The 23,135-nt window shown below is 48.0% G+C and carries 22 protein-coding genes and 2 tRNA genes; 23 read left to right on the forward strand and 1 reads right to left on the reverse strand.

Annotated elements, in window-relative coordinates:
• Positions 1–63 precede the first annotated feature (63 nt).
• From BR63_RS15430 to BR63_RS15460, 7 genes are all read left to right on the forward strand, one after another.
• Positions 64–306: a (2Fe-2S) ferredoxin domain-containing protein gene (locus BR63_RS15430; protein ID WP_034423754.1), complete on the forward strand. Its 243-nt coding sequence runs from the start codon at positions 64–66 to the stop codon at positions 304–306.
• On the forward strand, positions 303–1,982 hold the full coding sequence (locus BR63_RS15435; protein ID WP_051965992.1) for a [Fe-Fe] hydrogenase large subunit C-terminal domain-containing protein: 1,680 nt from the start codon (positions 303–305) through the stop codon (positions 1,980–1,982). Before BR63_RS15430 ends, BR63_RS15435 begins: the two co-directional genes overlap by 4 nt.
• Entirely contained in the window at positions 1,979–3,124 is a 1,146-nt protein-coding gene (locus BR63_RS15440) for a SpoIIE family protein phosphatase (protein ID WP_034423750.1), read from the forward strand. The genes BR63_RS15435 and BR63_RS15440 overlap by 4 nt, the downstream gene beginning before the upstream one ends.
• A 14-nt stretch (positions 3,125–3,138) precedes the next feature.
• Positions 3,139–3,402 (forward strand): NAD(P)H-dependent oxidoreductase subunit E, encoded by a 264-nt coding sequence (locus BR63_RS15445; protein WP_161781893.1) that lies wholly within the window; start codon positions 3,139–3,141, stop codon positions 3,400–3,402.
• On the forward strand, positions 3,389–4,924 hold the full coding sequence (locus BR63_RS15450) for a 4Fe-4S dicluster domain-containing protein (protein WP_034423748.1): 1,536 nt from the start codon (positions 3,389–3,391) through the stop codon (positions 4,922–4,924). Before BR63_RS15445 ends, BR63_RS15450 begins: the two co-directional genes overlap by 14 nt.
• Entirely contained in the window at positions 4,924–5,580 is a 657-nt protein-coding gene (locus tag BR63_RS15455; RefSeq protein WP_034423746.1) for a redox-sensing transcriptional repressor Rex, read from the forward strand. The genes BR63_RS15450 and BR63_RS15455 overlap by 1 nt, the downstream gene beginning before the upstream one ends.
• Before the next feature lie 115 nt (positions 5,581–5,695).
• A complete protein-coding gene (locus BR63_RS15460; RefSeq protein ID WP_034423745.1) occupies positions 5,696–7,366 on the forward strand; it encodes an FAD-dependent oxidoreductase in 1,671 nt (556 codons plus the stop codon).
• 79 nt (positions 7,367–7,445) lie between these two features.
• Here the strand turns inward: BR63_RS15460 and BR63_RS15465 are convergent, their stop codons facing one another.
• Complete coding sequence (locus BR63_RS15465) at positions 7,446–8,351, reverse strand: YitT family protein (protein WP_243270004.1); 906 nt, start codon at positions 8,349–8,351, stop codon at positions 7,446–7,448.
• A gap of 160 nt (positions 8,352–8,511) precedes the next feature.
• On the opposite strand from BR63_RS15465, the gene BR63_RS15470 reads away from it, so the two are divergent.
• The 16 genes from BR63_RS15470 (at position 8,512) to BR63_RS15545 (ending at position 23,044) form a co-directional block, all read left to right on the forward strand.
• Complete coding sequence (locus BR63_RS15470; RefSeq protein ID WP_153802132.1) at positions 8,512–9,810, forward strand: phenylacetate--CoA ligase family protein; 1,299 nt, start codon at positions 8,512–8,514, stop codon at positions 9,808–9,810.
• Positions 9,811–9,818: 8 nt separating this feature from the next.
• Positions 9,819–10,250 (forward strand): ACT domain-containing protein, encoded by a 432-nt coding sequence (locus tag BR63_RS15475; RefSeq protein WP_034423744.1) that lies wholly within the window; start codon positions 9,819–9,821, stop codon positions 10,248–10,250.
• A 72-nt stretch (positions 10,251–10,322) separates the two neighbouring features.
• A complete protein-coding gene (gene lgt / locus BR63_RS15480) occupies positions 10,323–11,093 on the forward strand; it encodes a prolipoprotein diacylglyceryl transferase (protein WP_243270005.1) in 771 nt (256 codons plus the stop codon).
• Positions 11,094–11,331: 238 nt separating this feature from the next.
• Positions 11,332–13,044 (forward strand): spore germination protein, encoded by a 1,713-nt coding sequence (locus BR63_RS15485; protein WP_051965987.1) that lies wholly within the window; start codon positions 11,332–11,334, stop codon positions 13,042–13,044.
• Positions 13,037–14,137: a GerAB/ArcD/ProY family transporter gene (locus BR63_RS15490; RefSeq protein ID WP_034423743.1), complete on the forward strand. Its 1,101-nt coding sequence runs from the start codon at positions 13,037–13,039 to the stop codon at positions 14,135–14,137. Before BR63_RS15485 ends, BR63_RS15490 begins: the two co-directional genes overlap by 8 nt.
• Positions 14,118–15,368 (forward strand): Ger(x)C family spore germination protein, encoded by a 1,251-nt coding sequence (locus BR63_RS15495; protein ID WP_034423741.1) that lies wholly within the window; start codon positions 14,118–14,120, stop codon positions 15,366–15,368. The genes BR63_RS15490 and BR63_RS15495 overlap by 20 nt, the downstream gene beginning before the upstream one ends.
• Positions 15,369–15,439: 71 nt before the next feature.
• Positions 15,440–16,045: a GerMN domain-containing protein gene (locus BR63_RS15500; protein ID WP_051965985.1), complete on the forward strand. Its 606-nt coding sequence runs from the start codon at positions 15,440–15,442 to the stop codon at positions 16,043–16,045.
• A gap of 274 nt (positions 16,046–16,319) precedes the next feature.
• Complete coding sequence (locus BR63_RS15505) at positions 16,320–18,233, forward strand: N-acetylmuramoyl-L-alanine amidase family protein (protein ID WP_034423739.1); 1,914 nt, start codon at positions 16,320–16,322, stop codon at positions 18,231–18,233.
• A 178-nt stretch (positions 18,234–18,411) separates the two neighbouring features.
• Positions 18,412–18,957 (forward strand): DUF2179 domain-containing protein, encoded by a 546-nt coding sequence (locus BR63_RS15510; protein ID WP_051965983.1) that lies wholly within the window; start codon positions 18,412–18,414, stop codon positions 18,955–18,957.
• Between the two features lie 115 nt (positions 18,958–19,072).
• Complete coding sequence (gene murI / locus BR63_RS15515; RefSeq protein WP_243270006.1) at positions 19,073–19,882, forward strand: glutamate racemase; 810 nt, start codon at positions 19,073–19,075, stop codon at positions 19,880–19,882.
• A 222-nt stretch (positions 19,883–20,104) separates the two neighbouring features.
• On the forward strand, positions 20,105–20,884 hold the full coding sequence (locus tag BR63_RS15520; RefSeq protein ID WP_161781892.1) for an MBL fold metallo-hydrolase: 780 nt from the start codon (positions 20,105–20,107) through the stop codon (positions 20,882–20,884).
• Between the two features lie 15 nt (positions 20,885–20,899).
• Positions 20,900–21,631, forward strand: a complete 732-nt coding sequence (gene rph / locus BR63_RS15525; RefSeq protein WP_034423734.1) for a ribonuclease PH — start codon at positions 20,900–20,902, stop codon at positions 21,629–21,631.
• Complete coding sequence (locus tag BR63_RS15530) at positions 21,621–22,232, forward strand: XTP/dITP diphosphatase (RefSeq protein ID WP_034423733.1); 612 nt, start codon at positions 21,621–21,623, stop codon at positions 22,230–22,232. Before rph ends, BR63_RS15530 begins: the two co-directional genes overlap by 11 nt.
• Positions 22,233–22,240: 8 nt before the next feature.
• Complete coding sequence (locus BR63_RS15535) at positions 22,241–22,711, forward strand: YfcE family phosphodiesterase (RefSeq protein ID WP_051965981.1); 471 nt, start codon at positions 22,241–22,243, stop codon at positions 22,709–22,711.
• Positions 22,712–22,885: 174 nt separating this feature from the next.
• A tRNA-Arg gene (locus BR63_RS15540) sits at positions 22,886–22,962 on the forward strand.
• 6 nt (positions 22,963–22,968) lie between these two features.
• A tRNA-His gene (locus BR63_RS15545) sits at positions 22,969–23,044 on the forward strand.
• Positions 23,045–23,135: the final 91 nt, after the last annotated feature.

The following is a 23,135-nucleotide window of genomic DNA, read 5'->3' on the forward strand; positions in this document are numbered from 1 at the left end:
ACAAAGTAAAGGTGCAGGATTATGCTTGAAGAGGAATAGTAGATGGGTTAGGAGGAACTGACGATGGAAGTTAACGTGTGTGTTGGAAGTTCCTGTCATTTGAAAGGCGCCCATGCTGTCATTAACAAGTTTCAGGAGGCGCTCGGTGAAGCACCGGTAAAGATTAAACTAGGGGCTAGCTTTTGCCAGGGACGCTGCACGGAAGGAGTTATCGTTGCTATAGATGGTGTGATTTATGAAAGAGTGTCGCCCGATGATGTACCTTCTCTCGTAGAAAAGCACCGGGGAGGATGTGGGATACGGTGACTGATATTATTTCTACGCGACAGGCAGACTGTAAGGACTGTTATCGCTGCCTGCGGGCCTGCCCGGTTAAGGCTATAAGTTTTAAAGGCAACCAGGCAAAAATAGAACCGGACCGCTGTGTGCTTTGCGGCAGATGTGTGGTTGAGTGTCCTCAAAAGGCCAAGATCGTGCGAAATCAAACCTTTAAAATAAAAGACTATTTTAGCCGAAAGGAACCTGTCTATTTAAGCCTGGCACCCAGTTTTCCGGCAAGTTTCACCCAAGAGGCAAAGGGAGTTATGAAGCTCTTGGAAAAGTCGGGTTTTACTAAAGTTGAGGAGACAGCCGTAGGGGCCCGGTATACGGTTAAGGCATATAAGGAAGAGATTGCCAAAAGTAACGGAATTACGAAAATATCAACCTGCTGTCCTGTTGTTGTAAATCTTGTGGAGAAATACTACCCGGAACTAAGGGAGAATCTTTTGCCCGTTCTTTCACCTATGGTGGCTCATGCCAGGCATTTAAAAGAATGCTACGGCAACGGGATTAAAGTTGTTTTTGCCGGTCCCTGTATTGCTAAATTACGGGAGGCGGAGGAAAATGGTCTTGATGCTGCTATGACTTTTACCCAGCTAAAAACCCTTTTAGACCAGGTTCCGATACAAGGGGAGGAGGCTCTTAAAGTATTTCACGAAAGAATGGAGACAAGAATGTTTCCTGTGCACAACGGTGTACTGTATGCCATGAAAGGGCAGTGGGGACTGGAGGAAGAATACTGGTCTATCGAAGGTATTGAGAATTGCTGCGAAATATTAGATGCTTTACGCAAAAAAGATGTCCAGCCAATATTTATTGAAATGATGGCCTGCCAAGGGGGCTGTGTGGGCGGGCCAGCTATAGATTCACCTTATGGCCTTTATAAAAGAAAGGAAAAAGTCAAGGAATTTTACCAGCGGCATCTTCATTCTCCTTCCCGTCCTTTGCTGGACAACCTGGTTATGGGAAAAAGCTTTTCCAGTAAAGCAGTGAGAAAAGAAGTTTTCACCGAGGAAGAAATTAGATCTGTACTGGTTAAAATGGGCAAGTTTACCAAGGGTGATGAACGCAACTGCGAAGGCTGCGGCTACAAAAGCTGTCGTGATAAAGCTGCGGCTGTGTTGGCCGGGCTGGCTGTACCCGAAATGTGCATTCCTTATATGCGGGAACGGGCCGAGTCTTTGGCCTCCACCATTGTCCAAAGCACACCCAATAGTATTCTCGTGCTGGATAAGGAAATGGTTGTTCGTGATTTCAATCCTGCAGCCCAAAAATTGTTTTCCTCTATCCCTTTAAAGATTGGTTTAAAGTTATCGGATTATATGAATACACAGCACTATGAACTGGTGCTGGAAGGAAGGAGTTCCCTTACGGAACAAAGAGTTTATTATCCGGAGTGGGGCCTTTTTACCCGCCAGATCGCCACACCTCTCAAGGAGGATGGTTTTGTCATGGTCATCATTACAGATATTACCCAAAGTGAAGAAAATAGAGTCCAGTATCAGAAGATGAAAGAGGATGTTATGGTCAAGGCCAAAGAAGTCATTAACCAGCAGATGATGGTAGCCCAGACCATTGCAGGACTGTTGGGAGAAACCACTGCCGAAACAAAAGCTACGCTAATGGAACTGTTAAAACATCTGGAGCGTGAAGAATTTTGAAATTTGCATTAGATACCGGTATCGCCGGGCTGGCTAAAAAAGGTGAAGAATTATGCGGTGATGTGGTGGAAATAAAAAAAGGGCAGAATTCAACGGTAGTTGTACTGTCTGACGGCCTGGGCAGCGGCGTAAAAGCTAACATCCTGGCCACTCTCACCAGTAAGATAGCCGCCAATCTTCTGGCCAAAGGAGTTTCTTTGCCGGAAGTTGTGCATACCATTACGGAAACGCTGCCGGTGTGTCAAAAAAGAAAAATTGCCTACAGTACTTTTACAGTGATCCAGATTGACGAGGAGGGTGGATTTCAAGCCACCCAGGTAGATAATCCCCCTGTTTTACTGGTGCGTAAATCTGAGATTATTCCTCTCACAGGCAAGGTGAAAAATATTGCGGGAAGAAATATCATGGAGACCAGCCTGAAGCTCTCAGAAGGGGATATAATCATTCTGGTCAGCGACGGTGTAACCCATGCCGGTATAGGAGCTTTGCTTCCTCTGGGGTTGGGGATTGATGGGTTGATTAAAATGCTGCATAATAAGATCAACCTGCTGGCCAACGCCCAAGAAATAGCGGAGGAGATACTGGAACACTGTGAAACTTTCAGTGCCCTGGAACCGGGGGATGATATTACGGTAGTAGTGCTCAAACTGCGGAAACCTGTCCGGGGCATTATGTTGAGCGGCCCTCCTCTTTCGGAAAAAGATGATTCTCTTGTGGTTGAAGAGTTTTTTACAGGAGAAAGACGAAGGGTAGTGTGCGGCGGCACCACGGCTAATATTGTGGCCAGGGAAAGGAAAGCGGATCTTGTTGTTGATTGTTTTTACGATGATCCCCTTATCCCGCCTACGGCTTCTTTACCCGGAGTTGACCTGGTTACTGAAGGAATCATTACTCTGACTAAAGTTGTGGAGTTCCTGGAAAAGGGAGCTGTTCATCTTAAAAATAAAAAAGATGGGGCCAGCCGCTTACTTAGGTGGCTGTTGGAATGCGATGAAATTGAACTTATGGTGGGTCTTAGAGTAAATCCGGCCCATATGAAAGATGATCTGCCTTTTCATTTAGGATTGCGGGCCACTCTTTTGCAGCGTTTAGCAGGCCTCTTGTCTGAACGGGGTAAAAGAGTCCATATAAAATGGGTGTGAGGGGAATGGTTGTAATGGAGAAAATTACGGTAGAAATGTGTGTCGGGACATCCTGTCATCTTTACGGAGCTTTGGATCTAGCCCAAGTAATAGAGGAAGTAAATATGAAGTATCCTGAACGTTTGGAAATCATCAGCCGTACCTGCCTGGGCAAGTGCGGGAAGGGTCCCAATGTGTTGCTGGCAGGGAAACTTTTAGAGAGAATAACTCCGGAGGAATTGAGAAACGAAATTATACAGTTATTGCGAAAGAAGGAGAAGGAGAATGAATCACGTTAGTGAAATAACTAAAATCAGGCGGCGTGTTTTTACAGAAGTAGCACGTCTGCACTGGCAGGGTAAGTTGTCGGAGGAAATTGACAACCTGCCGGAAAAATTGGTGGAACAGCACCAACAGCGCTATCGCTGCTGCGAATATAAAGAAAAGGCTATTTATGCAGAAAGAATAAAGCTAGCCATGGGTCTTTCCTTAACTGCGGAGAATCATAAGAAACCCCTGGGTACCTTGACGGAGAAGGCATTAAAATTTGAAAATGATACTAAATCACAGATTGAAGTTATTGATATTGCCTGTGATCAGTGTCCTATTAATAAATTTTTTGTGACCAATGCCTGCAGAAACTGCCTGGTCCATTCCTGCCAGCAAAGCTGCCCCAAGGGAGCTATCTCCATTGTCCAGAACCAGGCTTATATCGACCAGAATCGCTGTGTGGAGTGCGGCTTATGTAAGAAATCCTGCCGTTACGGCGCCATACTGGAAATTCACCGCCCTTGTGAACAATCCTGTGGTGTCAAGGCCATTAAATCAGGGGAAGACAGGAAGGCTGTTATTGACCATAATAAATGCGTAGACTGCGGTGCCTGTGTGATCAGCTGTCCTTTTGGCGCTATATCTGACCGTTCCCAGTTCCTGAAAGTTATCACCCTTCTTAAGAGTAAAAGCCGGGTCGTCGCCCTGGTTGCTCCCTCCATTATTGGTCAATTCGGCCAGAAAGAGGACCCCCGCAGCATTTTTGCGGCCCTGGAGCAGCTAGGTTTCGCCAAAACGGTGGAAGTAGCCGTTGGCGCCGATATCATAGCTATAGCGGAAGGAGAGGAGTATCTAAAAAGGGTACCCGGGGAGATTCCCTTTTTAACTTCCTCCTGCTGTCCTGCTTTTGTGAAAGTAGTTAAAGATAATTTCAAGGATCTGGAAAAGAATATTTCCAGCTGCGTGAGTCCCATGGCCGCCACGGCCTCTATGCTGAAAGAGTGGGACCCTGAGGTTAAGACCGTTTTTATTGGTCCTTGTATGGCCAAAAAACGTGAAGCCCTGGAGGCAGGCTGTATTGATGCTGTTCTCACTTACGAAGAATTAGCGGCTCTCTTTGTGGCAGTGGGAATCAATGTTTCCGGTATTGAAACAATGAAGGAAGATGAAGCCCAGGCTTCGGCTCATGGGCAGGGCTTTGCATCCTCCGGCGGCGTCACCCAGGCTCTTCTGGCCTCTTTACCCGAGGAAAAAAGAAGTCATGTGAAGCCCCTCAAGGCAGAAGGGTTGCTGGAATGTACCCAGGTCTTAGGGAAGCTTGCAAAAGGCGAAATTACGGCTACCTTTCTGGAAGGCATGGGCTGCCAGGGTGGCTGCCTGGGAGGTCCGGGAGTGCTGGTAGACAGCCGTTTAACTAAGAAATTCCTGTACACCAGGTGCAGTAAACAGGGTATGATCTCCTGCTTAGAAAACCCTAGAGCCCGTGAAATAATATCCAGACACCCCCATTATCTTCACCGGAATAATGACAAGGAAAGTGGTGATGTATAATGCCAATCAGGACTGGGCCCGTTGTAGTGCCCGCTGCTGTTATTAAAAGGTTACCCATGTATTACAGGTACCTGCAGGTCTTGGTAGATGAAGGTCTGGAGCGGATATCTTCACGGGAATTAAGCCAGTTAATGGGTATTACCTCGTCTCAACTGCGACAGGACCTAAGCTACTTCGGGGAGTTTGGACAGCAGGGATATGGTTACAAGGTAACTGAACTTTATCAGGCCATCTGTGAAATACTGGGCCTTGAGAAACAGTATAAGACTGTGCTGGTAGGGGTAGGTAACCTGGGCAGAGCATTAATCAACTATCAGGGATTTAGCCGCAGGGGCTTAAATCTCAAAGGGATTTTTGACAATAATCCTGCCATTATCGGAGAGAATATTAACGGTTTCACTGTGCGCAGCGTGGAAGAGCTTAGACCCTATCTACAGAAAGAAGGGATTCAGATCGGTGTGATTACCACACCGGCTTCAGCAGCCCAGGAAATAGCGGATATTCTAATTGCCGGAGGGGTGACGGGTATCTGGAATTTTGCCCCGCAGCATATCAGCACGCTGGAGGATGTAATCGTAGAGAATACCCATATCGGTGATGGATTACTCAGTTTGTTCTTTAAAATGAAACACCAGGAGAGGCTGGAATTAAAATAAGAGGCTGGTTTATATCCAGCCTCTTATTTTTTACCTTTCCCCCTGATAAGATTGCCACAACTTTGATAATCATTTACAATTGTTAAAGATAAACTTTGGTCAAAGGTGTGGAACAATGTCGCGGATACTTTTCTATATCCTCTCGCTTTTTATATATCTTTTGGTTCCCACGGCCCAGCATTACAGTTACCAGGACATTGTTGTCTACGGCGGAGGTTTGGCCGGCTGTGCCGCGGCCCGTAATGCTGCGGCCGCTGCCCCTGACAAGAAAGTGTTACTGGTGGTACCCGAGCCTGTCCGTGCCCTGGGTGGCCTGGGAACAGTGGGTGGACAGAATTTTGCCGACATCAGACTTTGGAAGAATGAACTGGTAACCCGGGGGTCTTTTGGCCGCTGGTTTGCGGAAAGCGGTCAATTTTACAGTACACAGGGTTTGGTCGAAACAATTAAAAAAGACCTATCCCAGTTTCCTAATCTTAAGGTCCTGTACAGTTTTGATCTCACATCTCTGGATGCCGCCGGCGGAGAAATCAAAGGACTTAAACTGGCAGCCATTGAAAGGGACGAGAGCGGCCGGGTGGTTTGGCGTAACGGCAGGCGTATCGTAAAGGCGCAAATCTTTATTGATGCTTCCGACGACGGGCGATTGAGCCGCCTGGCAGGGGCACCGCTAACAGTAGGCAGGCAGGACTGGCCTCCGGAATATTTGCCGGAGGAAGAACGCAAAGCAGGCTGGGTACGGCAGCAGGCCGCTACGCTCATGTTTAAAGTAAAAGGTATCAAGACACCCTCTGTTCCCAAAGCTATAGGCGAATGGGTTTTTACCAGGGATGCCAAAGGGAGTTGGGGGTTGGCCGGGGGAAAAGTAACCTGGTCCACCAACCCGGTTGTCACCGGTTTTAATGAAAAATACCAGAGCAGGGGCTTCTCTGTTAAACCTATCAACGCTGCCCAGGACGGGGCAGGAAGTGAGGAATGGTGGATCAACACCTTGCTTGTCTATAACGTGGACGGCAGGGCCCATGACCGTGATAAAAATACTGCCAATTATCCCTCTGAAACAATACCCGGGCATCGTACTACAGACCAGGCCTGGGTAGAAGCCCGCGATTTTCTCTTAAATCCAGACTTTTTAACAACCCTTCGCCAGTTTAAAGTAGTGGAAGATGGCCAGGAATACGGTTTCGGTGAAGCTGAGCTGGTTTTAGACAGGCAGGGTAAACCTGTGGTAGGAGAAATCATGTATATCAGGGAATCAGTCCACGGGCAGCGCGGAGAAATTGTCATGCCCTCGGACGGTGAGAATATTCACTATGATGTAACGACCCGGGAGACTCAGCTTGCCGGCAGTGGCCCGGAAGATGGTGGGGACCGGGAAAATTACCCGGACCGTATAGGGCTCGGCTATTATATGATGGATATTAACGCTTACCTCCCGCAAGATCTAAAATTTAGCGGTAAATACGACTGGCCTGTTACCCGCTGGTTAAGGCCCGATTGGTGGGAGAGAGGGGGAGAACCCAAAAACCCCGTTTACCTTCCCTACAGGATGCTTACGGTGAAAGGCGTAAAAAACCTGCTGGTGCCCGGCTATGCTACGGGCTGTTCCTCCTTTGCCTGGGCAGAGCTCCGGGTTTTGCCCAACCTGGCTGTGCTGGGGGATGCCGCCGGTGTGGCTGCGGCCAGGGCCGTGCTCTACGGGGAAGACCCCTCTGAGTTTAGTACGCCGCAGATACGCTGGGTCCAGGAGAAACTGAGACAATTTGGCGCAAGGCTGGATAAATAATCGCCGGGGTACCCGGCGATTATTTCTAATCACTGCCAACTACCAACTATCAACTATCAACTAACAACTACCAACTATTTTACCCCGGCCGGCGGAAGCCTTCCCCCAGGACCTCCCGCACATCATTGACAATGACAAAGGCCCGGGGATCAGCTTCCTGCACGATGTTCTTCAGACGCAGCAGCTGGTATCTGCTTACAACAACGTACAGTACATCTTTATCCTGACCTGTATAGGCCCCCTGCCCTTTGAGGATGGTCGCTCCCCGGTCCAGTTCTTTAATAATGGCCTGGGATATTTGGGGTACGGCCTGGGAGATGATAATGACAGCCTTGGCCTCATCAAAACCCTCTATGATACGATCTATCACCTGGCTGAAAACACCGACAGCCACCAGGGTATAAAGAGCCTTTTCCAGGCCGAATAAAAAAGCAACCATAGAGAGGACAAAGAGGTCAAAAAGGAAGTAGATTTTTCCCATACTGATCCCGCTTTTTTCATTAATCCAGCGGGCAATGATATCCACACCCCCGGTAGTGGCGCCGAAGCGCAGTACCAGGCCCAAGCCTACTCCTGATAAAACACCCCCATAAAGGGCCGCTAAAAGAAGGTCATGGGTCTTGAGACCAAAACCTTGAGTCAGGTCTAAGGCTACGGAAACTGCCGCTACCCCCAGGATGGTTTTCAGCACAAAGGTTTTACCCCACATTTTCCAGCCGATAAAAAAGAGGGGCAGGTTAAGCAAAAACAGTACGGTGCCTACGGGCCAACCGGCAAGATAATGGATAATCAGGGCGATACCGGTAAAACCCCCTTCCGCCAGGCCGTTGGCAATAATAAAATAATTTAAACCAAAAGCAAAAATGAATGAACCTGCTGCAATCCCCAAATATGTGGATATCGTTCTCACATTATCCCTCCAAAGGCCGTGCCTTCCGTTAGTATTACCAACTTCTTCTTTAATCATGGCATAAAATACCAGCATTAGGCAATGACCGCCACAAGAGAAATTTATCTCTACTCATGCTATATAACAGGTCTGAATCTCTAAAATGTTCTATATAAAAGATTTGCCCGGAACTCTTGAAAGATCTTGAGGTAAGGCCTATACTTAAGTTTAAATATCGCTATGAGGAGTGGAGAGAGTGATCTGGAACCAGCATTATGAATGTATGCCGCGGGAGCAGTTAAAAGACCTACAACTGGAACGTCTGCGAAAAACTCTGGAGAGAGTCTATCATAACGTACCTTTCTACCGGCAGAAGTTGCAAGAAGCCGGTTTTGAACCAGGTGACTTGCAATCCCTGGACGATTTACAGAAACTGCCCTTCACTGCTAAACAGGACTTGCGGGATAACTATCCCTTCGGCATGTTTGCTGTACCCATGTCGGAAATCGTGAGAGTACATGCTTCCTCCGGCACCACAGGAAAACCCACCGTGGTGGGTTATACCCGTTCTGATATCAATACCTGGGCCGAACTAATGGCCCGTACCCTTACCTGCGGGGGAACAACCAAAAATTCCGTCATCCAGGTAGCCTACGGCTATGGGCTTTTCACAGGGGGGCTGGGGGTACACTACGGGGCAGAAAGGATAGGCGCCTCCGTTATTCCCATTTCCGGCGGGAACACCCAGCGCCAGATCATGCTGATGGAAGACTTCGGAACCACAGTTTTAGCCTGTACGCCTTCTTATGCCATTTACCTGGCGGAGGCCATGGAAGAGATGGGCGTGGACAAGAACAGGCTTAAACTGCAGTATGGTGTCTTTGGGGCCGAACCCTGGTCGGAGCGGATGCGCCAGGAGATTGAAAAGCGCCTGAACATCAAAGCCATCGACATCTACGGATTGTCAGAGGTCATAGGTCCCGGTGTGGCCAGCGAATGCCAGGAGCAGAAGGGGCTTCATATTTTTGAAGACCACTTCCTGCCCGAGGTTATCGACCCGGTTACGGAAAAACCCCTGCCTTTCGGGGAAAAAGGCGAGCTGGTGTTTACCTCCTTAACGAAAGAGGGTATTCCCATTATCCGCTACCGGACCCGGGATATCACCACGTTAAAAGCGGAAGTGTGTTCTTGCGGCCGGACCCATGTACGCATGGAGAAAGTTATGGGCAGAACTGATGATATGCTCATCATCAGGGGCGTCAATGTCTTCCCCTCCCAAATTGAATCAGTACTCTTGGAGATAGGCGATACTGAACCGCATTATCTCTTAGTCGTTGATAGAAAGGGCAGCCTGGATGAACTGGAGGTACAGGTGGAAGTATCCCAGGCTATGTTTTCCGATAAGGTTAAGGGCCTTGAAACCTTAGAAAAGACGATTCACCATCGTATCGAATCTTTGCTGGGAATTTCAGCGAAAGTGAAACTGGTGGAACCCCATTCCATACCCCGCAGCGAAGGGAAAGCCAAACGGGTTATAGACAAAAGAAGTCTGTAGGAGGGATGATGATGGTTAAGCAAATTTCACTCTTTTTGGAAAATAAGGAGGGACGTTTAGCCAGGGTTTGCCGCATCCTGGGAGATGCAGGGATTAATATCCGTGCTCTCTCTATTGCCGATACCTCCAACTTTGGAGTACTGCGTCTCATCGTAAACCAGCCTGATACAGCTTATAATATTCTGAAGCAAAACGGTTTTGTCGTCGATATTACAGAAGTTATTGCTGTAGAGGTTCCTGACCAGCCGGGGGGACTGGCCGGGACTTTGGAAATACTGGAAAAGAAGAATATTAATGTTGAGTACATGTATGCTTTCCTTGGCACAACCTCCCAGGATGCCCTGGTCATCCTGCGGGTAGAAAATATCGCCGGGGCTGTAGAAACTTTAGAGGCGGCCAACGTCAAAGTATTGGAAGGAGAAGAGGTCTATTCATTATAACTTGGCTTGAGTAACTACCCTGAATAAGCTATACTTTACCATATAGGATTAAATCTTAAGGAGGATTTCAGGGTGTTCTTAACAATCGATCCCGTTGCCTTTACCATAGGACCTTTTTCCGTACGCTGGTATGGTATTTTAATCGCAACGGCCATTTTACTTGGTACGATTCTAGCTCTTCGTGAAAGTGAACGCCAGGGATGGGACCCTGATCACTTTTTAAACCTAATTCTCTACTGTGTACCGGCGGCTTTTGTCGGCGCTCGCCTGTATTATGTCATCTTTAACTGGGACTACTACAGCCAGTACCCCAAAGAAATACCTGCCGTGTGGCATGGCGGACTGGCTATTCATGGTGCCCTGATTGCCGCGTTTATCGTAGGTTACCTCTATACCCGTTATGCTAAACTTAGTTTCTGGCAGGCTGCCGATATTGCCGCTCCCAGTATTATCCTGGGGCAGGCCATCGGCAGGTGGGGAAACTTTTTTAACCAGGAGGCCTACGGGTATGAAGTGGACCCGGCAAAGGTTCCCTGGGCCATGTATATTGACGGGGCTTACCGGCATCCCACCTTTCTTTATGAATCACTCTGGAATCTTGGTGTTTTTTTCTTTCTCCTCTGGTTTAGAAGGAAACCTAATCTTATAAAGGGTGATGTTTTTTTAACGTATGCCATCCTGTATTCCCTGGGCCGCTTTTTTGTAGAGGGATTAAGGACTGACAGCCTCATGCTTACTACTTCCTTAAGGGCAGCCCAGGTGGTTAGTCTTGTAACAATTTTGATAGCAGGCGGTTTGATGTACTATCGCCATAAGAGAGAATCAATCAAAGCCGGGAGCTGATGCTTCCGGTTTTTTATTCCTGCACCACTGGTACAAGTGCAACTAAGGCTTCCAACGTCGTTGCTCTCGTTGGAAGCCAAGTTTTCTTTGCACCAGACTGCATGTGTATCTTCTAAGAGGCACAAGTGCAACTAAGGCTTCCAACTTCGTTGCTCTCGTTGGAAGCCAAGTTTTCTTTGCATATCTCGACCTCTGCTGGCAAATAACTATTAGCAGTATAAAGGTTGAGGTATGGTTTATGAAAGAAACAAAGAAACCCTTGAAATTAAATCGTTTTTCCCGTAACCAGGAACCCCGGCTGCGGCTTGAAAAGGAAGGGGCCAAGGAGCCGAAGGAAGAGAAGAACCAAGAAAATCAGGAACAAAAGAAACCGGAGGAAAAGGAGAAGGAAAAAGAAAAGGAAAAGGTTACAATCAGCCCTTCCCTGCAAGATAACCTGAAATTCCTCAAAGATGTTTTTAAAGGCTGCAGTGATATCGTTTACCGGGAATTCAAAATAGGAACGGCACGTTTACCTGCCTCCGCTGTTTTTGTGGATGGCTTAGTAAATAAAACTGCTATCGAGAATTTCGTGATTCGTTCCTTAAACCTCCATGCCCGTAGTGTTCCTCCGGGTCTAACCAAGCCAGAGGATATTTTCACCTGGGCTAAAGACGGGGCCATGAATAATGCCGAGCTGAAAGAAATCGAAAACATGGATGATTGTATGAGCGGATTTCTTTCCGGCGATACTGCAGTCATGTTTGAGGGATGCACCAAAGCCCTTTTAATCGGCACGAAGGGGTGGGCCACCCGGGGAATCTCCGAACCCGATATAGAGGCAACCATCAGGGGCTCCAAGGAAGGTTTTACGGAGACGATCCGTATTAACACTTCCATGGTGCGGCGCCGCCTGCGCTCCAATAAACTTAAAATTGAAGCCCGCAAAATCGGTAAACAGACCCAAACGGACGTTTCGGTACTGTATATAGACGGTATAGTTAACCCTGAAATAGTGAAAGAAGTACATAAACGCCTGGACAAAATTAAAGAGGTAGATTCTATCCTGGAGAGCGGCTGTATTGAACAGTATATTGAAGATAATCCCTGGTCACCCTTTCCCCAAATGCAGTATACGGAACGTCCTGATAAGGTTGTGGCCTATCTCTTGGAGGGTAGGGTAGTGATCATGATTGACGGCACTCCCCAGTGTCTTATCGTTCCGGCCCTTTTTGTCCAGTTTCTCCAGTCACCGGAGGATTACTATGAAAGAATCTTTGTAGGTACTGCAGTCCGCTGGATACGTTATCTGGGCGTCTTTACCGCCCTTACACTGCCGGCACTATACATTGCCATTACGACTTACCATCCGGAGATGATTCCCACACCTCTGGCCATTACCATTGCCGGTACCAGAGAAGGAGTGCCATTTCCCGCCCTGGTAGAAGCCCTCATTATGGAAATCTCCCTGGAACTCTTACGGGAGGCCAGTATCCGTTTGCCCGGTGCAGTGGGAGGAACCCTGGGTATCGTGGGCGCTTTAATCGTAGGCCAGGCCGCCGTGGAGGCTCGCCTGGTGGCCCCGGTGATGGTGGTAGTGGTGGCTTTGACAGCCATCGGTTCTTTTGTGGTGCCCAGTTTTGCCGCTGCCATCCCTTTCCGGCTGGTACGTTTCCCCTTGATGATAATTGCCGCCGTACTGGGTATTTACGGGGTAATGCTGGGCTGGATAGCCGTTTTAATCCACATGGTTTCCTTAAAATCTTTCGGTTTCCCCTACATGGCTCCCTTGGCCCCCCTCAGGGTCAGTGAATTGAAAGATGTTTTGGTTAGGGGACCGCGCTGGCAGATGATGACGGCGCCCCAGTTTAGAAAACCCCAAGAAGCCCCGCCTCCTACCATGGTGAAACAGCCATACCTGCAGGGGGAAAAAGGAGAAGATCAGGGCAAGGAGGGGAAGAAAAATGAATAAAATCGGCAATATTTCCCCGCGTCAGGCTTTTTTCCTCATTCTCATCCTTTTAAACGGGATATTTTACCTAATGCTCCCGCGCCAGCTTGTCAATGAGGTAGGTTCTATGGGCTGGTTGGCCCTTTTGCTGGGTGTAGGCGCGGCCATCGCCATAATTGGCTTTATTACGGGTTTGGGACGGCGTTATGCGGACAAGTCCATTGTGCAGTATGCCCCGTTGATCCTGGGTAAGGTACTGGGGTACCCTATTTCCCTGGTGCTCCTTCTTTACTTTGCCATGCTTGCCGTGGGGAGTCTCAGAATTTTTGCCGAAATGCTGCATTCTGCCCTTTTACCGGAAACGCCGCGTTTCGTCCTGATTGGGAGCCTGGTACTGCTGGTTTACTGGGTAGTACAAAATGGCCTGGAAGACATTGCCCGCGTCACGGAATTTTTATCGCCTTTTATTATTATTTTGATATTGGCAGCCCTTTTGGGCAATATCCAGTATGCCGATATAGGCCGTCTAAAACCTATAGTTTTTACCGAGTGGCGGAAGATAGGCCGCGGGATTCTCAGTACTGTTTCTTATTTTGGTCTTGTTGTAACCTTGTTAATGCTCTTTCCTTTTATTAAACCCTATGAGCGTGTGGCCAGAATGGGCCTGTTTGTAGTAATTATCGGTGGCGTCATCAGTGCCGTCACTTATTTTTCCCTCCTTACCACTTTTGGTGTGGAGGAAACGGCACGGATGGCCTGGCCTGTACTGGAAATGGTCCGTATGGTTAGAATCAGCAGTTTCCTGGAAAGACTGGATGCTCTTTTTTTGGCTGTTTGGCTGAGCACCGCTTTTCTTAATGCCAGTCTCCTGAGTTTCTGTTTTCTCGAAGGCACTTCCCAATTGCTGGGCTACAGCTATAGGAAAATCACTCTTCCTGTTCTGGGTATCTTTGTGGTGATTACGCTTCTCCCTCCCGGCTTGATTCAGGTACTCAATATTTACCATTACCTGGAGATTTACGGCTTTGTCATCACACTGGGTATTCCCCTGCTGCTGTTTCTGGTAAGCAGTATCAAGAAAAGGGGGGAGCCTGGTGCAGAAAAGAATCGGTAAACTTTTGTTGGTTGTCCTAATCCTTTCCTTCCTCCTTACAGGGTGCTGGAACCGGCAGGAGATTAACGAAATTGGCTTTGCCGTAGGTTTGGGTGTGGACAAGGCAGAAAAGCTCTACCAGGTAACGACCCAGTTGGCCTTGCCTGCCAAACTGGCAGAAGGCGGCGGGGGAGGTGAAGAGCCTCCCGTCTGGGTAGTGAGCGGCCAGGGAAAGACGATTTTTGAGGCAATCCGTGATATCAATACCCGCTCACCCCGCAAGCCTTTCTGGGGCCACCTCAATGTCATTGTCATCGGAGAAGAGGCTGCCAAGGACGGTATGCTACCCTTTATTGATCTTTTTTCCAGGGGCCATGAATTTCGCCGTTTGAACCAGATTGTCGTGGCTAAGGGAAAAGCCCGGGAGGTCCTGGAAGCCCAACCCAAACTGGAAAATATTACTGCTGTTTTTCTTAACAGGCTGGTAGAAAACCGCGGTGGCCAGTCCATAGCTCCCGGTGTTAACGTCAATGACCTTTTAATTACCCTTTCCACGCCGGGAAGAGATCCTTTCTTACCTAAGATAGAAGCCCGGGAGAAAGAAGTCCACATTAAAGAACCGCCGCAAAAGGAAGAAGAGCAGAAAGCAGGGAGTGACGAGGGTAAAAAGGGTGAAGAAAAGAAGGAGGAAAAGCCTAAAGAAATCCTGGAACTAAGAGGAGGGGCGGCCTTTAGAGGAGACAAGTTTGCCGGCTGGCTCAATGAAGCAGAAACAAGGGGGTTACTCTGGGCCACGGGCGGGGTTAGATCCGGAATCCTGTCTGTGGAAAGTCCCTGGCAAAAAGATAAATTTGTATCACTGGAGATTAAGGACGCCCGGGGGGAGATTGTTCCCCAGTTAGCCGCCAATAAGCCGGGGGCTCTGATTAAAGTGAAAGCCAGTCTAAACCTGGTGGAACAGCAGGACAGCAGGTTCCTGGAAGACCCCTGGTCCTTGCAGCGCTTACAGGAGTTAGCGGCCAGCGAGATAAAAGGGGAAATCATGAAAGGTGTGGAAAAAGCCCGAACTTTACAAAGTGATATTTTCGGTTTTGAAGGAAAATTTTATAAGGAGGATTATAACAGCTGGAAAAAGATTGACTGGAAGCAGAAATGGCAGGAACTACAGGTAAATTACCAGGTAGACACAGTGATTGAAACCTCCAGTATGACTATCCGCCCCGTTAAACTTAGCAGCAAAGTGGCTAGATAATAGTTGTCATAATTTCCTTCCTCGCTAATATCATGTAGTGATATTGAGTGGAGGAAGGAGGAGACAGGAAAGTGAAAAGAATAGCCCTTGTGTTAGTTGTTCTGATTGTCGTCTCCGCGTTATTATCCGGGTGCAGCCTTCTGGATAAGGTTGCCTCACTGAAACAGGGCTTTAATAAGGCCGAGAAGAAACAAGATCCCAACCCTGCGGGACCAACAGTGGTTATCGAAGCCCCAAAAAATGCGACGCCTACTGTTACAGGGGACAGCAAAAAAATCACCTTATATTTCGCTGATGCTTCCGGGCAGAAGCTGGTAGCGGAAGAAAGGGTTATCCCCAAGGCGACCGGTATTGCCCGCCTCTGTATGGAAGAGTTAGTGAAAGGGCCTACCCAGGCTGATCTCAAGGCTACACTGCCCGCCAGTACCAAAGTCCTGGATATTAACGTGCGTCCTGACGGTTTGGCCATTGTGGATTTCAGCGGCAGTCTGATTAAAGACCTGCCGGCATCTGCCACCGCCGAAAAACTGGCTGTGTACTCAATTGTGAACACGTTAACCCAGTTCCCCACTGTACAGAAAGTGGAACTGCGGGTCGATGGCAAGAAAGTGGATACTCTCTTAGGTTACGTAAAAGTTAGTACCGCTCTTTCCAGAAACACCAGTCTGATTAAGTGATGCTTTATGGTAAGAAAACCCGAGATTCGTCTCGGGTTTTTTATTCCTTTTAAAGCATTTTTTCCAAAATGACGAAACTTATGACATAAACTAGCGTCTAGTAATTAAAACGCAGTTTTGCTTAATTTTAGGGGAGGTGGTCCCGCGAGCAATGGCCTGGTTTTGAGGGCCATGATTTACCAGAATTTTTTTAGAGGATATTCGACATTGATGACGAATTTAGTACAGGTCAAACTTACAACTTTAATAAACATAACATTCAGGAGGTGATGTGGTGAAAATTACACCCCGCAAAAGGTGGTTCCTTTGGTCCCTGATTCTCATGTTACTGCTGGCTGGTATCCCCGTGTGGGCAGGGGAAGAGGGTGTAGTGAAAAGCGGTGTTGCTAATGTCCGTAAAGGTCCCGGGATATCAAATGCCGTGATTACCCAAGTAAAGAGCGGTCAAGTGTTACCCGTACTTGATAGAAGCGGTAGTTGGTTGAAGGTCCAGTTACATAATGGACAAACAGGCTGGATTTCCGAAAGCCTGGTCAATATCCGTACTGTGGCGGAAAAGAAAGTTGTTGTTACAGGGTCAAACGTTAATGTCCGCAAGGGTCCTGGCACGGGGTTCCCCGTGGTGGGCAAGGTTAATCAAGGCGATACTTTGCCTGTTTTGGGAGCCAGAGACGGCTGGTACAACGTAAAGGTAGCCGGGGTAGGACAAGCCTGGATTGCCGGTTGGCTGGTGAAAGATGAAAATTCTTCTAAAGATTCCTCCCAGCCCTCCCGGGGTAGCATTTCGACTAAGCAGTTAGTTGTTACCGGAAACGGCGTTAACGTGAGAAAAGGACCCGGCACAAATTACGCCACGGTGGCTAAGGTATATAAGAACGCCAAGTATACCATTCTTGATCAAAAGAACGGCTGGTACAAGATTCAGGTGGGTAAGCAGCAGGGCTGGATTGCCGGCTGGCTTGTCAGTGTGTCTTCTGCACAACCCCCTGCCCCTCCTGCACCGCCTGCTCCCCCTGCCAGCCCTGTGCCTGGAGGTTCTCTCGTGGTTGTTGTCACGGGTGATGTGGTTAATGTGCGCCAAGGCACAAGTACCGAGACGGCTATTATGAGCAAGGTTTATCGTGGTGACCGCCTGGTGGTTATTGAGAAACAGGGTGACTGGTATAAGGTGCAGCTGGCCAACGGGCAGAGCGGCTGGGTAGCCAGCTGGCTCACGGAACCTGTCCAGGGTTCCGGAGTTTCCCGTGGCGGAACGCAGAGAAGCGAAGTCCTGATCGTGCCTATTGCCGACAATCAGGTCTTTAAGGTTGCCGAACTAGCAGGCAGGGTTGAACTAATCCTGGAAGGCTGGGTTAATGGACAGTTCCAGGTGAAACAGGGCAGTGCAGCAGACAAGCTCGTCCTGGAACTGGAAGCAAACAGCACTAGGAATTACGAAGGGGAGATCAAACGTCTGGGTGTCTCACAGGTAAAGGTTTATCCCCAGAACAATAAATCTATCGTAGAGCTTGATTTTGCTTCTCCTGTAACCCACAACGTGGCCTATGACGTGAACAGCAAAACTGCCACTATCCACGTGGGAACAGCACAAACCAGAGGACTTCAGGGCAAACTGATTGTCATTGACCCCGGTCATGCCAGTGTACAGCCGGGAGGCTGGCTGGACCCCGGCGCTGTAGGGCCCAGGACCAATTTGTACGAAAAAGATGTGGTGTTTAACATCGCTTTTAAAGTAAAACAGATGCTGGAACAGGCCGGAGCCCGGGTCATTATGACCCATATGGGCCAGACAGAATTAACCCTGGCTGGCAGGGCGGAGATTGCTAATGTCAACAATGCCGATATCTTTGTAAGTATCCATGCCAATTCTTCCGATAAGGGCTTGTACAGTGGACACTCCACCTATTTCTATGCACCTTACGGCGATGAAATCTTAGGTCCCCAGAGATACGAACGCCAGAAGTTGGCAACCCTGGTTCAGAGGGAAATGGTAAAGATGGGCGGCAGAATCGACATCGGTGTCTTAGAAGCCAATTTTGCTGTCCTTCGTGAAACCAGAGTTCCTTCCATCCTGGTGGAGACAGCCTTTATCTCCGATGCCCAGGAAGAAATCCTTCTAGGCCAGGAATCTTTCCGCACCCAGTTAGCAGTAGGAATCTTCAACGGAATCAAAGCCTATTTTGAATAACAGGTAAACCCGCAAGTTTATGCGGGTTTTTCTTTTCCTTTTTTTACTGCCAATTCTGAAAAAGAATAATATTATATTTTAAAAATTGTGGGGTGATATATTTGTTACAATAAAATATAATTAGAAGATGGGTTAAAACAATAGATTTTTACCTTAGGAGAATTAGGAGTGAGTTGTGGTGCTAAGTGTACTCGGGGGTTATCTTTTCATTTTCTGTGCCAGAATTTGTGATGTATCACTGGCCACCATGCGGATGCTCATGGTCGTAAGGGGGCAGAGATTATACGCCGCCTTTATCGGTTTTTTTGAAGTAATTATTTATATTGTGGCTTTAAACAAGATCTTCTCTAATCTCAACAATCCCATTAATTTAATTGTTTATGCGGCAGGTTTTGCCACCGGTAATTTCGTAGGCAGCCTCATCGAGGAGAAACTGGCCGTTGGGACACTGACTGTTCAGGTCATTACCATGAAGGCACCTCTAGAACTGACGGAAATCCTCCGGGAACAAGGTTTTGGGGTTACGGTCATTGAGGGACAAGGACGGGAAGGCACTCGTTATATCCTGCAAATTATTTTACAGAGGAAATGTATTAATATTTTGCGTAAAAAAATCGATGAGTGGGATCCCGATGCCTTCTGGACTATTTTCGATGCCCGTTATACCAAAGGTGGCATTTTTACCCGCTACCCTGCGTCGGTATTTCACAGGAAAGGTAAGTAAGGGATAATTATTCAAAGGTGTTGTCCATGTAATTAGGAATAAGATAATCACATATAATACTTATTATATTTTGGGGTCAAAACGGCCAAGACAATGACAACAGGAGCGATGCAGCATGAAGGAGATGGAGCTATCCCCCATAGGTGTTTTTGATTCGGGTGTGGGTGGTTTAACAGTGATCCGGGAACTGGAGACCCAGCTTCCTCAAGAAAATTATATTTATTATGCCGATACGGCCCATGTTCCTTATGGCTCTCGGGACCCCCAGGAGTTAAAAGGATTTGCTCAGACAATCACGGCTTTTTTAGTGGAGCAGGGCTGTAAAATGATAGTAATTGCCTGCAATACCAGCACCTCCCTGGCCTATGAGGAACTGGTAAGTAGATTCGCCGTGCCTATAATCGGTGTCATCGAACCGGGTGTGGATGGAGCCTTAAAAGTCAGCAAAAATGAGAAAATAGGTATTATTGGTACCCTGGCCACGGTAAACAGCGGTGCCTATCAGAGGATAATAAAGAAGAAGAACCCTCAAGCAGAAGTCGTGGCGGTGCCTTGTCCCCGTTTTGTGCCCTTAGTGGAAGAAGGGCAGGTAGAGGGTCCGGAAGTAGATGAGACGGCACAAATGTATCTAAAACCCTTGCAGGAAACAGGAGTGGACACCCTTATCCTGGGCTGTACCCACTATCCTTTCTTACGTCCGGTCATTGAGCGGATCATGGGTAAGGGGGTAAATATCATTGACCCGGCCTGGGAAACGGTGAGACGTGCCGGCCTTTCCTTGCAAAACCTGGGGCTGGTTAACTGCAATGAAGATAAACAATCCCCCATTTTTTATGCCAGTGGTGACCCGGAAAGCTTCCGAAAGACTGGCAGCCGTTTTTTGGGAAGGGATTTAGGAAATGTAAGAGGAATATCACTATCATAAGACGACCGATATCCGCCTTCCGTTATCCGATGTCTTTTTTATACGACTTCCGATATCCGTTTTCCGATATCCGAATTAATGTGTATTATCTTCGGAGCATTTGCTATTACTATCGGAGTCGGTGGTCGGTTGTCGGTAATCGGATGTCGGCGATCGGAAGTCGTCCAGTCGTTTGGTCGTGGTCGGTTGTCGGAAGTCGGTTAACGGTTCACGATTATGCTCATGTGGTATCAAGTAAGGCAGGTGAAAGGATTGGAACTCACGGTTTTAGGGTGTCATGCTCCTTATGCTCCGGCGGACGGCGCCTGTAACGGGTATCTTTTACAGGCCGGCGGTGTTAACATCATGCTGGATTGTGGTAACGGGTCCTTTGCTGTCTTACAAAAACACCTGGATTTTCGGAAACTCCACGCCCTCATTATCAGCCATTATCACCCCGACCATTTTCACGATTACCACTGCGTAAGGCATGCTATTGGCGGCAGCATCAGAGACGGCAGCCGTCAGAATCCTCTCCTGGTCTATGCCCCGGGGGCGGAAACAGGTCCCTGGAATGAGATGGCCAAATGGCAGGATGAATTCATTTTGATCCCCATAGAAGAATATCAAAGAGTTCCTGCGAGTCTGGGGGATTTGGTTTTTCATTTTCAAAAAAATAAACACCCTAAAGATTGTTTTTCCATGAATTTTATAGAGGGGAATGCTAAATTTGTCTATACTAGTGATACAAGCTGGTATGGACCGCTGGTGGAGTTTGCCTGGGGAGCCGATTTTTTACTCTGTGAAGCGAGTTTACGAAATGCTGATATGGCTCTAAGTGAAGAAAAAGGCCATCTTACGGCGGGACAAGCGGGCCGTCTCGCGGCTAAGGCTGAGGTGAAACACCTGATGCTTACGCACCTGTGGCCCGAATTCCCCCCTTACGTACTGCTGCGGGAAGCCCAGAGTGTTTTTGCCGGAAAGGTTTCCCTGGCCACAACTGGCCTGAAAATATCAATCTAGTGAGGAGGTCTGGACATGGAACGAGTTGATGGTAGAAGACCTGAACAACTGCGGTCGGTAAAAATTACTAAAGACTACATAAAATTTGCCGAAGGGTCAGTACTGATTGAGATGGGAGAAACGAAAGTTATTTGTACAGCCACCGTGGAAGAGAAAGTGCCTCCTTTTTTAAAAGGACAAAATAAAGGTTGGGTTACGGCGGAATACGCTATGCTCCCCAGAGCTACCCAGATCCGAACCCAGCGGGAAGCGGTCAAAGGAAAGATCAGCGGGCGGACCAACGAAATCCAAAGATTGATCGGACGAGCCTTGCGGGCTGTCGTTGATCTGGAATCCCTGGGTGAGCGTACTATTTTTATCGACTGTGATGTCATTCAGGCCGATGGCGGCACACGGACGGCTTCTATTACCGGTGCTTTTGTGGCTATGGTCCTGGCTATGCATAAACTAGTGAAAGCGGGCCTTTTAGAACGAATTCCTGTTCGGGCCTGGCTGGCGGCAGTCAGTGTGGGTAAGGTAGCGGACAGCTTGCTTCTCGACCTCTGTTATGAGGAAGATTCCCAGGCCATCGTAGATATGAATGTGATTATGACCGATAAAAACGAATTCGTAGAAATCCAGGGTACAGCGGAAGGGTATCCTTTTACCAGGGAAGAACTGGACAGCTTACTGGACCTGGCGAAAACAGGTATTTTGCAGCTTATTGATATCCAACAGCTGGTTTTAGGTGAAGAATATGCCTTCTAAAATCATTATGGCCACACGCAACAAGGGCAAAGTCACGGAACTCCGGAAACTTCTGGAAGAACAACGGGTAGATATTTTAACTTTGGCCGATTTCCCGGAACTTCCGGAGGTAGAGGAAGACGGCCTTACTTTTGCAGACAACTCTGTCAAAAAAGCTAAGACGACGGCGGAGGCCACGGGCTTTATTGCCATTGCCGATGATTCGGGCCTGGAAGTAGAGTATCTAAAAGGCCGGCCTGGTGTTCATTCAGCCCGTTTTGCCGGCGAGCCCGCAGATGATGCACGTAACAATGAAAAACTTTTAGCCTGTTTAAAGGGAGTCCCTCCTGAGCAAAGAAAAGCCCGTTTCGTGAGTGTTATCGCTATTGCCGTACCCGGCGGAGAGACATATACTACTATGGGAACCTGTGAGGGAGTGATTCTGGATGAACCCCGGGGAAACGGCGGTTTTGGTTATGACCCGCTTTTTTATGTACCGGTTTTTGAAAAAACTTTTGCCGAGTTGAGTACGGAGGAGAAGAATAAAATCAGCCACCGGGGTGAGGCCTTGCGGAAAGCTACTGTTATTCTCCGCCGGTTGTTAGAGAATTCAGAAGTATGAGGTGTGAAGTGAAATTTGGTATTTTTGGGGATACCCACGGTTCTATTAAGGAGTTAGGTGACCAGGGGAAGATTTTTAACGAGGTGCAGTTCTTGGTTCATACGGGGGATCACTGGCAGGATGGCCTTTTAATCGAAAAAAATTGGGGCATTCCGGTTTTAGCCGTAAAAGGTAACTGCGACAGCGGTCCTGCACCCTCTGAATTTGTTTTCGATATTTATGACACGCGTTTCTTCGTAACCCACGGAAATAATTATGGGGTAAAAGCAGGGCTGCATCGTTTATTCTACCGCGCCTCTGAGGTAGGCGCCCACTACTGTATTTTTGGCCATACCCATATACCTTATTGCGAAAAAATCAATGATATCGTATTCTTGAACCCAGGCAGCTGGACCTGGTCCCGCAGTGAGAGGCGCTATGCGGGCATACTCTTAAGCCTCGAAGAGAATTCCTGGCAGTGCCGGTTTGTCCACTATTAATTACCTGTATTTTCATCTTGCAAATGTGAACACTAAATGCTCATATAATAAACCTGATAGCAATGAGTTCATTAGAAAAACCCACGGATTGCCGGTAAATACCAGGCAGATATGGTTGACATGAACGCAAATTTTTGTTAAGATATTTTTTGCTGCGGTGATGATGCACTGCTAGTGCCCATAGCTCAGCTGGATAGAGCAACGGCCTTCTAAGCCGTGTGTCCGGGGTTCGAATCCCTGTGGGCACGCCATACGTGGTGACTGTGGCGAAGTGGTTAACGCACCGGATTGTGGCTCCGGCACTCGGGGGTTCAAGTCCCCTCAGTCACCCCATTTCTTAAAAACCACCCATGCCTAGAAGGCACAACCAATTATGAAAATATGTAGAAGTGATTACAATGGTCTAATTTTCTGCTACATTGGA

Source organism: Thermanaerosceptrum fracticalcis, from assembly GCF_000746025.2.
Classification (GTDB): Bacteria; Bacillota; Peptococcia; order DRI-13; family DRI-13; genus Thermanaerosceptrum; species Thermanaerosceptrum fracticalcis.